We start from the raw sequence: 12,901 nt of genomic DNA on the forward strand, positions 1-12,901 counted from the left end.
TATTATTCTGGCTCATCAGCGGTTTTTATTCTTCTTCCCGTTAACCCATGCAGAATGTAACAAAATAATGTAAGTTTACAACATTCAGCATTCAACGCCTTGCCCGTACCGGAGCCTGTCCATGCATACTACCGCCAGCCCCTCCCCCATTCCCACAGCCCTGATCGGATTTGGTTTTTCCGCCCGCGTGTTTCACCTGCCCTTTCTGCAGGCTCTGCCCGACTTTCGGCTGAGCGCGGTCAGTACCAGCCGCAACGATAACCTGCATCTGATCGACGACAGCGTAAGCCGGTATCGCGATGCGCAGAGCCTGCTGGCCGAAGACGAGGCGCAGCTGGTTATCATCACGACACCAAACGACAGCCACTACGCCCTGGCGCGCCAGGCGTTGGAGTTGGGCAAGGATGTGGTGATCGACAAGCCGTTCGTCTGCTCCAGCAAGGAGGGGCAGACCCTGATCGACCTCGCCCAGGCGCGTGGACGCTTGCTGTCGGTCTTTCAGAACCGACGCTGGGACGGCGATTTCCTGACCCTCAAGTCGCTGATCGCCTCCGGCCGATTGGGCCAGGTCCGTCTATTGGAATCCCGTTTCGACCGCTTCCGCCCCCTGCCGCGTGAACGCTGGCGGGAGCAGCCCGGGCGCGGCAGCGGCATCTGGTATGATCTGGGCCCACATCTGCTGGATCAGGCGCTGCAGCTGTTCGGTTCGCCGCAGGCGATCACCGCTCGGCTTGCCTGCCTGCGTGAACAGTGCGAAGTCACCGACTACTTTCACGTACAGCTGCACTACCCGCAGCTCGAGGTGGTTCTCAACTCCAGCCCCTACTGCGCCTCGCCGAACCTGAGATTCCATATCGAGGGCAGCGGCGGCAGCTACCGCAAGCAGGGGCTGGATCCGCAGGAGGATCGTTTGCTGGCCGGGGTTCGCCCGGACCGGGATGAGTGGGCGAAAGAGACGCCCGAGCAGTGGGGCCAATTCAGCGATGCTCAGGGCTCTGAGGTGGTGGAAACTCTGTGCGGTGGCTACCAGCACTATTACCGGGGGATAGCCGATGCGCTGTTGCGTGGTGGCCAGAACCCGGTGCCGGCGGAGCAGGCGCTGGAGACGATCCGCCTGATCGAACTGGCACAGCAAAGTAATGAGGAGGGGCGCCGAATCAGACTCTGACCGGCGCTCGAAGCCTGGCTGGTGCGCAATGCCCAGCCAGCGATCAACTCTCCGCCGCCCCTCAATGTGAGTGGCATGGCTTAAAAAGCGTGACGGTACAGCGCCGCCGAAGCACCTAGCAGCCCCGGCTGTTCGGCGATCACCACCTGGGTCGGGATCGCCGCCATATAGTCGCGGAAACGCCCCTTGGCCTCGAAGCGGGCGCGGAACTGGCTGGCGGCGAACAGATCCAGCATCCGCGGGACGATGCCGCCGGTAATGAACACGCCGCCCTGGGCGCCCAGGGTCAAGGCCGTGTTGCCGGCCACGCTGCCCAGCATGGCGCAAAAGATCTGTAGGGTTTCCAGACAGGTGCTATCGCCCATCTCCAGTGCCTTGGCACTGATTTGCGCCGGTGTCAGCGGCCCGCCCGCAACCCCGCGAATATCGCACAACGCCTTATGCAGGTTGGTCAGCCCCATGCCTGAAAGCAGTCGCTCCACCGACACATGTTCGTGGTAGCGCAGCAGGTAACGCAGGATATCGATCTCGAGTTCGGTGGTCGGCGCGAAATCCACGTGACCGCCTTCGGTTACCAGCGCCACCTGACCATCACGATCGAAGATCAGTCCCCCCACCCCCAAACCGGTCCCGGGCCCGACAAGCGCGATCGGATGGCCAGTCAGTGCTTCGCCGCCGCCGACCCGGAACAGCTCATCGGGCTTGAGGTGTGGCGCGGCATAGGCCTGGGCGGCGTAGTCGTTGATCACCTGCAGTTGCACCAGGCCGAGTGCATGCTGAAGCTCGCTACGGGAGAACACCCAGCCGTTGTTGGTCATGCTGATCCGGTCACGGCTGGTCGGACAGGCGATCGCCAGACAGGCTTCACACGGTGCCTCTCCCTCACCGATGCCAACCTGCTCGAGATAGGCACGGATAGCCGAATCGATGGTGCCGAAATCATCCACCGCCAGGGTGATCTGCTGCTCTGGCTGCAGCTGTCCCGGCGCCACCAGTGCGAAACGTGCGTTGGTGCCACCAATATCCGCTACCAATGCGTAGCGACCCTTCTGCCCGGAACTCATTGAAATCTCCTCGCCAAAACAGCGGCCGGTGGAGAGCGTCACCCACCTGAACCAGGAACATCAACCGCGTCTGATGCGCCATTATATGTAATAAAATTACGTAATGTCATGTAAAAACTGTATCGATCCCCAGGCGTCTACCTCCGTCAACGTAACGATACCTCCTCTCATGTTGAGTGAATCTTGGCACCGCGAACAAAAAAGGGGCCGCACAACTCGGCCCCAAAACTCCGGGTGGGAACCCGGCTCTCTCCATTCAGAGTTTCAGTAGCGCGAAGCCATTACCCGCTAGCTTGACCAGGCCCGGGACCAGTTCGGCGCCCTCACTGATCAGCACACTCCCCTGCTCGCACTCGATCTGCTGCGGTTCGGACGACAGGTTGAAGATACAACGGATCTCGCCGCCGCGAACAAACGATAGCAACGGCTCCTCCGTATCCTGAAACGCCGTCGTCCCGGTGCGCAGCACTTCATGATCGCGACGCAGATGCAGCATCTGGCGGTAGAACTCCAGCACCGAGTTCTCGACATCGAGCTGGGTATCCACGGCATAGGCTGCCTGCGGTGCCTTGACCGGCAACCAGGGTGCGGTGTCGCTGAACCCGGCGTAGGGCGCATCGTGCTGCCATACCATCGGTGTACGGCAACCATCGCGCCCCTTGTCTTCCGGCCAGAATGCAATGCCCTGAACATCGGTCAGTTCGTGATACTCGAGCTCGATATCGGTCTGGCCCAACTCCTCACCCTGGTAGATGCAGATCGAGCCCTGCATCGACAGCAGCAGTGCGCAGGCCTGTTTCGCCAGCGCGGGTTCACTGACCGCTTGATCCCGCCAACGGCTGACATGGCGCACCACATCATGGTTGGAGAACGCCCAGCAGGGCCAGCCATCAGGCGCCTGGCTGAAGAAGGTTTCGATCTGGTCGCGGAAATGGCGCGCGCTGAATTTGGGCCCCAGCATCTCGAACGAGTACGCCATGTGCAGGCGCTTGCCCGAGGTGTACTGCCCCATCATCTCGACTGCATGGTGGCTCTCGCCCACCTCTCCGACCAGGGTACGGGCGTCGTATTGGTCCAGCAGTGCACGCATCCGCTGCAGGAACTCCAGGTTTTCCGGCTGGTTCTTCGAGAACAGGTGGTACTGCATGTGGTAAGGATGCCAGTCGCGCTTCTCCTTCTTGCGATAGTCTGGCGGATCGCTACGCAGCAGCGCATCGTGGAAGTAGAAGTTCACCGTGTCGAGACGGAAGCCGTCGACGCCGCGTTCAAGCCAGAAACGCATGGTACCGAGCAGCCACTCCTGCACCGCCGGGTTGTGGAAGTTGAAGTCCGGCTGCTCCTTGAGGAAGTTGTGCAGGTAGTACTGCTGCCGCCGCGGCTCCCACTGCCAGGCACCGCCGCCGAACAGCGCCTGCCAGTTGTTGGGCGGCGTGCCATCCAGGTTCGGATCGGCCCAGACATACCAGTCCGCCTTCGGATTGTCGCGGCTCATCCGGCTCTCCTGGAAGAACGGATGCCGGTCGCTGGAGTGCGACAGTACCTGGTCGATGATCACCTTGAGGCCGAGCTCATGGGCGCGAGCGACCATGGCATCGAAATCCTCCAGCGTGCCGAACAACGGATCGATATCGGTGTAGTCGGAGACGTCGTAACCCATGTCCGCCATCGGCGAGGTGAAGATCGGCGACAGCCAGATCGCATCGACGCCGAGATCGGCAATATAGGGCAGACGCGCGGTGATGCCCGGCAGATCGCCGATACCGTCGCCGTTGCTGTCCTGATAGGAGCGCGGGTAGATCTGATACGTTACCGAACCTTTCCACCAGTCGTTATCTATTGCTGTCATGTTCAAACCTCAAGGTAAAATTCCGGACAGAGGGCAAATAACTCCCCTGCCATCTCCCCTGCATAGGAAGACGGGATGTTAATGAATCTGTTTTGTTGGCTGTTGCTGCTTGGTTACTGCGGCACAGGGCGCCAGCGGTTCTCCGCCTCGTCCGACTCCAGACAGGCTTCGATAAAGGCCAGATCGGCCACCGCGACATCGACTCCCGGATAGTCGCCGCTGCCGGTTTGCAGGGCGGCTCGAATTTCTCCGTAGATGTTGGCAAACGCCTCCAGATACCCTTCCGGGTGCCCGGCCGGTACACGGCAGAGGTGCTGCAGGGCAGCGGGGTAGCCGGCGCTGTTGCGGCTGAACACCTGGGGAGGTTCGCCGAAGCGGGTGAACTGCAGCTGGTTCGGGTGCTCCTGCTCCCAGGCCAGGCTTGCGTTCTCGCCATAGAGACGTAGACGCAGCGTGTTCTCGCTGCCCACCGCCACCTGCGACGCCCAGAGCGCACCGCGCAGCCCGTCGCCGAAGTCGAGCATCACCTGGGCGTTGTCATCCACCTGTCGGCCGGGCACGAAGCGGGTCAGGTCGGCCTGTACCCGACCGGCGCTACGCCCGGTAACGAAGCGCGCCAGGTTGTAGGCGTGCACACCGATATCGCCGAGGCATCCCGCCCGCCCGGCCAGCTCGGGGTTGGTCCGCCAGGCCGCCTGCTTCTGCCCCTGCTGCTCGATATCGCGGGCCAGCCAGTCCTGTGCATACTCCACCTGTACCAGGCGCAGTGAACCCAATGCCCCCTCGCTCACCAGTTGCCGCGCCCAGCGGATCATGGCGTTGCCGGTGTAGTTGTAGGTCGCCGCCAGCAGCCGGTCGCGCTCCTGCGCGATCTGCGCCAGAACTTTCGCTTCGGCCAGCGTGGTGGTCAGCGGCTTGTCGCAGATCACATCGATACCGGCCTCAAGAAACGCCTTGGCGGCGGCAAAGTGCAGATGGTTGGGGGTCACGATGGACACCGCCCGAATGCCGTCGCTGCGTGCGGCCTCGCGCACCGCCATCTCCTCGAAACTGTCGTAGGTGCGCCCGGGAGCGATACCCAGCTCAATACCGGACAGGCGGTTGCGCTCCATATCGGAGGAGAAGCAGCCGGCCTGCAGCACAAAGCCGCCGTCGAGGCGGGCCGCCATCCGGTGTACCTCACCGATAAAGCCACCGATGCCGCCGCCGACCATGCCCCAGCGAATTGTCTCTGCCATAGTCTCTACTCCACTCTCACCTGGCTCAGTTGACACTCGCGCTGCCTTGGCGCTTAACGGCATCACCCTGCGCATCAAACAGGTGGCTACGCTCGAGCGGCAGGTAGATCGTCAGCTCGCTGCCGATCTCCGGCGCCATCTCGCCCGACACCGCGACCACCAGCGGCTGCTCGCACAGGTCGGTGGCGAGATAGAGCAGGGTTTCGTTGCCCAGGTGCTCCACCACACTGATGCGGGTTTCCACCGGGATTGCATCGGCTTGTGGCTGCAGCTCGATATGTTCCGGACGGATGCCCAGCGTCGCCGGTCCGCTATGGCGGAACGGCATCAGGAAGCGGCGGTTGGCCTGTCCGGTACGCAGACTCAATTGCTCATCCATCGCCTCGACGTCGATAAAGTTCATGGTCGGCGAACCCATGAATCCGGCGACGAAGGTGTTGGCCGGCTCGTTGTAGATCTGCAGCGGGCTGCCCACCTGCATGATCCGGCCCTGGTTCAGCACCACGATCTTGTCCGCCATGGTCATCGCCTCGACCTGGTCATGGGTGACGTAGATCGAGGTGGTCTTCAGTCGCTGATGCAGCTTGGTGATCTCGATCCGCATCTGTACGCGCAGTGACGCATCCAGGTTGGAGAGCGGCTCGTCGAACAGGAACACGTTGGGCTGACGCACGATGGCACGGCCGATGGCAACACGCTGACGCTGACCACCGGAAAGCGCCTTGGGCTTGCGATCGAGCAGATGGTCGATCTGCAGGATGCGGGCAACCTCCTCCACCTTCTCCTTGATCGTCTCGCGACTGCCTTTTTCCAAGGTCAGACCGAACGCCATGTTGTCGAACACGCTCATGTGCGGATAGAGCGCATAGGACTGGAACACCATGCCGATGCCGCGCTCCTTCGGCGACAGGTCGTTGACACAGCGGTCGCCGAAATAGAGCTCGCCGCCACTGATATCCTCGAGACCGGCGATCATCCTCAGCAGTGTCGACTTGCCGCAGCCGGAGGGGCCGACGAACACCACGAACTCCCCCTCGTTGATCTGCAGGTCCACACCCTTAACGGCGCAGAAGTCGCTCAGGCCCTTGTAGACTTTTTCTAGTTTGACGAATTCGATACTGGACATAGTGATTACTCTCTTATTGTTGTCAGGCGATCAGCCCTTAACGGCACCGGCGGTCAGCCCCTCGACGATCTTGCGCTGGAACACCAGCACCAGCAGGATCAGCGGTACGGTAACGATCACCGACGCCGCCATGATCGGCCCCCAAGGCATCTCGTACTGTGAGCCGCCGGAGATCATCGAGATCGCCACCGGCACCGTGCGCTGCTCGTTGCTGAGGATGAAGGTGATCGCGAACATGAACTCGTTCCAGGCGCCGATAAACGCCAACAGTCCGGTGGTCACCAGTGCCGGCCAGAGTACCGGCATGAAGATCCGGGTGATGATCTGCCAGGGCGTGGCGCCGTCGACGATCGCGGCCTCCTCCAGGTCCTTCGGAATGCCGCGCATGAACGTGGTCAGGATCCAGACCGAGAACGGCAGCGAAAATACCGTGTAGGAGAGCACCAGGCTGCCCAGGTTGTTGTACAGCCCGAGCAGGCGCACCAGTTCGAACATGCCGGACAGCACGGCTACTTGCGGAAACATCGATACGCCAAGCACGGTCAGCAGCAACGTGGTGCGGCCACGAAAATGGACTCGGGCCAGGGCGTAGGACGCGGTCACCGCGATCAGCAGCGAAATCGCCACGGTGCCGAAGGAGACCAGCGCCGAGTTCAGAATATTGAGGAAGAACGGCTGTTCGCGAAACACCGAGACATAGTTGCTGAAATCGAAATCCTGGAGCAGGTAGAACGACCCTTCACCGCCCTGCAACGAGGTCAGGATGGCGATATAGAACGGGAAGATGGTGTAGATCAGCAGCGCCAGCACCGCGAGGGCGAACAGCACCTGACCTGTACGTCGTTTGAGCGCTTTCATATCAGTGATCTCCTGAACCATCGAATTTCAGACGGGTGGCGAAGATGTAGCCCAGCGTCAGACCAAACACCAACAGGAATACCAGCGTGGAGGCAGCCGAGCCGTAACCGACCTGCTGGAAGTCGATCAGCTGCTGACGGGCGTAGATCGAGATCGACATGGTGTCCTCGCTGTTCGAGGTCAGGATGTAGATCAGGTCGAAAATGCGCAGCGCGTCGAGCATGCGGAACACTACCGCCACCACCAGCGCCGGCTTGATCAGCGGCAGGGTGACCTTGAAAAACACCTTGATCGGATGGATGCCATCGACACGAGCGGCTTCATAGCAATCCTTCGGCAGCATCTGCAGTGCGGCCAGGGTCAACAACGCCATAAAGGGCGTGGTTTTCCAGACATCGACCGCGACGATGGTGCCCAGCACTGTGTCGGGGTTCACGGTCCAGGCCACAGGGCTGGAGATCAGGTGCAGCGACATCAGCAGGTCGTTGATAACACCGTACTGGTCGTGCAACATCCAGCCCCACATCTTGGCCGACACTACTGTGGGTATCGCCCAGGGGATCAGGATCGCGGCCCGTACCAGCCCGCGACCGGGAAACTTGGCGTGCAGGATCAAGGCGACCAGCACACCCAGCACCGTCTCCAGCGAAACCGACAGCAGCGTGATATAGACGGTATTGCCAACCGCCCTCCACCAGAGCGAGTCAGCCAGTATGCCGTACCACTCGCCCTGGTCGTACACCAGGTAGTTCTCGAATCCGATGAAGTTGGCACCATCGAGATTGGACAGTGAGGAGTCGGTAAACCCCAGGTAGAAGGTTCGCAGTAGCGGCCAGCCGGCCACACAGGCAAGCCCCAGAATCATCGGCAACAGGAACAGCCAGGCGGTGCGGATGCGTTGTCGCGAGAAACCGCTGAGCCCCGTTCTCTTCTTGCCCTGCAGTGCGCCTCTCGGCGATCTATTCACCGGCAGGGATCGCGCTTGAGGGCCACTAACGGTTGAGATATCCATGACACTCCCCTATCTCGTTATTCTTTGACTGGGAGGGCGGACAGGGCGTGCCTGCCCGCCGGGCTGAAAGGTTTACCAGCGACGTCCGCGAATACGTTTGAGCTTGCGCTCCAACTCGGCGACCGATTCGGCGCCACTGGACTTCCCGGAGAGTACCCGGTGAGCCGCATTCCAGAACTCGTTGGAGACCTGGTTGTACTTCTCGCCGGTCACTGTGGAGGGGCGCGCAACGCTCTCCTCAAGGGTTGCACGCATATAGGCAAAAAACGGATTGGCAGCGAGCACCTCTTCATCCTCATAGAGAGAGACGATGGTCGGCAGATAACCGTTGAGTAGGGCGTTCTGCTTCTGCGCCGCTGCACTGGTCACGTACATGACGTAGTCAGCAGCCGCTTCAACGTTTTCGGAGTACTTCGAGACTGCATACTGCCAGCCGCCCAGGGTGGCGCTGTGCTGTCCGTTCGGCCCCATCGGCAAGGGGACGATACCGACCTTGTTCTTGATGACACTCTCATCGCCATTGGCCAGAGCCCAGGCATAGGGCCAATTGCGCATAAATACGGCGTTTCCTGACTGGAATACCCGTCGCGCGCCCTCCTCGTCATAGTTCAGCACCCCCTGCGGCGTAATACTGCCGACCCAGCTCGCCGCCAGATCGAGCGCCGCAGCACTCTTGGGGTTGTTGACGCTGATCTCGCCATCGAACTCAACCAGAGTCCCACCGCCAAAAGAGTCGATCCACTCCAGTGCGTCGCAGGTCAAACCTTCGTACGCTTTACCCTGGAACACATAGCCCCACATCTTGTCGTTGCCGGCCGCGCGCTCCTGCTCCTGGATCCGTTTGGCCGAATCGGTCATCTCCTGCCAGGTAATCGGTACAGGCTCACCATACTTTTCCAGCAGGTCCTTGCGATAGTAGAGCACCGGCGCATCGGTATACGCCGGCATTGCCACCAGCTTGCCCTTGTAGTGGTTGTTGGCAATGATCGACTGGAAATGCGCTTGTTCGACACCCTGGGTATAGGGCGCGAGATCGGCGAAATGAGCACCGAGAATACCCGGCCAGACCACGTCCACATCGAACACATCCAGGTCGGCGGATTGGCTACTGAGAATCTGCTGGTACAGAGCTAGTTTATCGGATGATGAGAAGGGTACGGTGACGATCTTGACACTGTTACCGCTGGATTCGGCCCATGCCTGCGCCAACGCTTCGCACTGCTTGAAGCCTGTTCCCGTGGTGCAGGGGACGTTCAGCGTAGCAGCCTGGCCAGCCATGGAGGTCAAACCTGCCCCGAGCAGGGAGGCGGTGAGAAAAGCTTTCAGAATTTTAGTCATGTTTTCGTCTCTTATTGTTTTTAGAATCGCGACATCCGCTGTCATCAATTAAGTCATTCAAATACTTTTGACTGACTCTTCAAATCAGGCAGAGGCCGCCAAAGGCGCCGTATTTTGCCGAACCGCCAGCGTGCGATCCTGCAGATCGGCATCAAAACAGCGATCCAGAATCGACTGCAGGCGGGCGCCACGCTCGAAGTCAGGCTGGTCATTGACGCCGTTTTCGATGCTCGTGATAAAGCGCTGGTAGATACTGGGCGTCGGCTCAAGCTCCAGCCTTTCCCACTGCGCCAGATCGACGTTATCACCGACACAGAGCGCCATTGTCTCCCAACCGCTTTCCATATCGATGTCAATTGTTAACGCACCGCGATCACCGAAAATGCGCAGACGCAGCGAGTTCCGATGCCCAGTGGCCCAGCGCGTGGTGTGCACCGTGCCCAGCGCGCCGTTGGCGAACTCGACCCGGATCAGCGCACTGTCGTTGACGTCCAGCGGGTACTCACCAATGCGGTTACCCTCCGCCTTGTCATAGCACTGGAGCTTGCAGTTCACACTGAGGATGTCACCCACCGGAAAGCTGGCAAAATCGAGGATATGGATACCGACATCGCCGAGCACGCCCTTGCTGCCGTGCTCACTGGAAAGTCGCCACAGCCACTGCGGATCGCGGCGCCAGTCACCCCATACCCTGCTGCTGAGCCAGCTTTGCAGATAACTGGCTTCCACATGCATGACGCGGCCGAGCATGCCGTCGGCAATCAGCTCCCGCGCCCGCTGCAGGGCCGCGGAATCGCGATAGCTGAGGTTGATCATATTGATGACGCCAGCCTGACAAGCCGCCTTCGCCATCTCGATAGCGTCGGCCTCATTGGTGGCCAGCGGCTTCTCGCACAGAACATGCTTGCCGGCGGCGATCACCCTCATGACAGCGTCTTTGTGGAACTTATCCGGCGTTACAACTGAAACCGCGTCCAGATTCGCGCTGGCCAACATCTCATCAACGCTGGCATAGACCTGATCGACACCGTGCTTCAGCGCAAATGCATGAGCACGCGCGAGATCGACATCACAGACCGCCACCAGCTTACAGCCGGGGACGGCTGCAAACTTGCCGGCCTGATGACCGCCCATGGCACCCGCGCCAACAATACCGAGCCTGACCATCACTTGAACCCCTCTTCGCCGGGTTTGTGCAGGCTCTCGCCCTTGATCTCCACCGGGTTAGGAGCCTGATCGGCAGGCACGTTGGGACAGCTATCGATCCAGCGCGAACCCTCCGGACGTGCCCACTTCACGCCGTTTTTCAGCACCCGGCGCACTTTCTCATCATAGTAGATCGGGTAGGTCTCATGACCGGGGCGGAAATAGAAGATCTTGCCGTTGCCACGGCGGTACACGAGGCCGGAACGGAACACCTCGCCACCCTCGAACGCGCTGATAAAGATCACCTCGTCGGGGTTGGGCACTGCAAACGGCTCGCCGTACATCTCGGTGTGCGGCAGCTCGATATAGTCGCCGACACCCTGCACGATAGGGTGACCGGGATTGACCACCCAGAGCCGCTCGCGCTCACCTGCCTCACGCCATTTCAATGAACAGGTGGTACCGAGCAGGCGCTTGAAGATCTTGGCGTAGTGACCGGAGTGCAGCACCAGCAGCCCCATCCCCTCGAGCACCCGCTTCTGTACCCGGTCGACAATCTCATCGGATACGGCACCGTGGGCGGCATGGCCCCACCAGAGCAGGACATCGGTATTCTCCAGCACCTCCTCGGTCAGACCGTGATCCGGATCCTGCAGGGTGACCGAGATCGCCTCGATATCCGGATCTTCATTCAACGCCTGGGCAATGCAGTTATGCATCCCGTCCGGATAGATACGGGCAACGATTTCATTGGTCTGTTCATGAACGTTCTCACCCCAGACCGTGGCACGCACTGTCATGACTCTCTCCTATCAAGGCTTTTATTGTTATCAAGCAGAATTCGGCTGCTGCACAAGACAAAAGGTAAACGTTTACGTAAAGATAGTAAACGTTTACGTTATGAAATTTACGTATTAAAACCTACTTTTTAAGCTCATTAGATTATTGGGAACAGAAATGTGCGATTTGATATCAGGCGCTATCGCGCACGATCAGCTTGACGGGAAGTACCACTCGACGCGGCGCGGCTCCGGCGATCGCGTCGTTAAGCAGATTAACGGCCTCGGCGGCCACCATCGGAATATCCTGATGCACGGTGGTCAAGTTCTTGGACAGCAGCGGCAGATCGTCGAAACCGGTAATCGCCACCTGTTCGGGAACCTTGATCCCCTCATCTTCGAACGCGGTGATACAACCGATCGCCTGCTCGTCCGCTTCACAGACCAGTGCATCGAATTCGAGGGGCCGAGTTTTTAGGATTTCGCGCATAGTTCGATAGGCGGTCAAGGTCGCATTATAGGCAAAGGGGATACTGATGACGTGTGCGGGCTTCATTCCCTCCTCGTCCAGCGCCCGGCGAAACCCATATATACGGTGTTCAGGCACGGGCAGCGGATGGATCGGCAACGCGGCGTTTTTCTCGATCTCCTCGCCAATGAACGCGATACGCTTACGCCCCTTTTCGATCAGGTAACGGGTCGCCTGATAGATGCCGTCCTCGCCGTCGGTCGAGATCGAAAAGCCCGGATCCCACTGATCGATGCGGATATAGGGGATCCCCTGCCGGGTCAGCATCTCCGGCCGATATTCGTTCTCCTCTTCACCGAGCAGAATCGCCGAGCCGGCCTGCTGATGGATACGCTCACTGTCTGAGTAGCTGAAATAGACCGGCGTTTTGCCCTGCTTGCTCAACTCCACCACCAGGCTCATATAGAGCAGGGTGAAATAGGGCCGCAGTTCAAATCCATGCTCGCGCATCGAGATGGCGACAACGGCATTTTTGCCGCCGATCAGTTGCCGCGCCGCCGTGCTCGGCCGGTAATTGATCTCTTCGCTGATCTTCAGGATGTGCTGCCTGAGCTTTTCGCTGATGCCGGGCTTGCCATTCAAAGCACGACTGACCGAGGCGATGGACACACCGGCAGCCTCTGCAATCTCATGGATGGTTGCACTTTTCTCTGAACCAGCGCCGGTCGATTGAGACGACATCGCTTTAGCACTCGGTTGACGGGAAGACGGCATGACTTTCAATCCTTAACGCTTGGCATCATCCTGGAACAATGCGGCTATCATACCCGCTGATAGCTAAACAGAACAAAAGAACA

11 protein-coding genes are annotated in these 12,901 nt (G+C 59.9%); 1 reads left to right on the top strand and 10 read right to left on the bottom strand.

The annotated features are described in order from the left end of the window. Positions 1 to 121 precede the first annotated feature (121 nt). Positions 122 to 1,168 carry an oxidoreductase gene (locus KQ940_RS06335; protein WP_217412588.1) on the top strand — a complete coding sequence of 349 codons (1,047 nt, stop codon included), beginning with the start codon at positions 122 to 124 and terminating at the stop codon, positions 1,166 to 1,168. 80 nt (positions 1,169 to 1,248) lie between these two features. On the opposite strand, the gene KQ940_RS06340 is transcribed toward KQ940_RS06335, so the two are convergent. The 10 genes from KQ940_RS06340 to KQ940_RS06385 form a co-directional block, all read right to left on the bottom strand. Continuing rightward, a complete protein-coding gene (locus tag KQ940_RS06340) occupies positions 1,249 to 2,232 on the bottom strand; it encodes a glucokinase (protein WP_217412589.1) in 984 nt (327 codons plus the stop codon). A gap of 256 nt (positions 2,233 to 2,488) precedes the next feature. Further along, positions 2,489 to 4,078: an alpha-amylase family glycosyl hydrolase gene (locus KQ940_RS06345; protein WP_217412590.1), complete on the bottom strand. Its 1,590-nt coding sequence runs from the start codon at positions 4,076 to 4,078 to the stop codon at positions 2,489 to 2,491. Positions 4,079 to 4,191: 113 nt separating this feature from the next. Then, positions 4,192 to 5,316: a Gfo/Idh/MocA family protein gene (locus tag KQ940_RS06350; protein WP_217412591.1), complete on the bottom strand. Its 1,125-nt coding sequence runs from the start codon at positions 5,314 to 5,316 to the stop codon at positions 4,192 to 4,194. A 25-nt stretch (positions 5,317 to 5,341) separates the two neighbouring features. Beyond that, positions 5,342 to 6,442: an ABC transporter ATP-binding protein gene (locus KQ940_RS06355; RefSeq protein WP_217412592.1), complete on the bottom strand. Its 1,101-nt coding sequence runs from the start codon at positions 6,440 to 6,442 to the stop codon at positions 5,342 to 5,344. Between the two features lie 30 nt (positions 6,443 to 6,472). Then, positions 6,473 to 7,300 carry a carbohydrate ABC transporter permease gene (locus KQ940_RS06360; protein ID WP_217412593.1) on the bottom strand — a complete coding sequence of 276 codons (828 nt, stop codon included), beginning with the start codon at positions 7,298 to 7,300 and terminating at the stop codon, positions 6,473 to 6,475. Position 7,301: 1 nt separating this feature from the next. Further along, the gene (locus tag KQ940_RS06365) at positions 7,302 to 8,312 is read right to left on the bottom strand and encodes a carbohydrate ABC transporter permease (RefSeq protein ID WP_217412594.1); all 1,011 of its coding nucleotides are present in this window, start codon (positions 8,310 to 8,312) and stop codon (positions 7,302 to 7,304) included. A 72-nt stretch (positions 8,313 to 8,384) separates the two neighbouring features. Then, complete coding sequence (locus KQ940_RS06370) at positions 8,385 to 9,650, bottom strand: ABC transporter substrate-binding protein (RefSeq protein WP_217412595.1); 1,266 nt, start codon at positions 9,648 to 9,650, stop codon at positions 8,385 to 8,387. Between the two features lie 84 nt (positions 9,651 to 9,734). Next, positions 9,735 to 10,817, bottom strand: a complete 1,083-nt coding sequence (locus KQ940_RS06375) for a Gfo/Idh/MocA family protein (protein WP_217412596.1) — start codon at positions 10,815 to 10,817, stop codon at positions 9,735 to 9,737. Further along, complete coding sequence (locus KQ940_RS06380; protein WP_217412597.1) at positions 10,817 to 11,596, bottom strand: ThuA domain-containing protein; 780 nt, start codon at positions 11,594 to 11,596, stop codon at positions 10,817 to 10,819. Before KQ940_RS06380 ends, KQ940_RS06375 begins: the two co-directional genes overlap by 1 nt. Before the next feature lie 172 nt (positions 11,597 to 11,768). Further along, positions 11,769 to 12,785, bottom strand: a complete 1,017-nt coding sequence (locus KQ940_RS06385; protein ID WP_217412598.1) for a LacI family DNA-binding transcriptional regulator — start codon at positions 12,783 to 12,785, stop codon at positions 11,769 to 11,771. Positions 12,786 to 12,901 lie beyond the last annotated feature (116 nt).

Source organism: Marinobacterium ramblicola, assembly GCF_019084545.1.
Taxonomy (GTDB): domain Bacteria; phylum Pseudomonadota; class Gammaproteobacteria; order Pseudomonadales; family Balneatricaceae; genus Marinobacterium_D; species Marinobacterium_D ramblicola.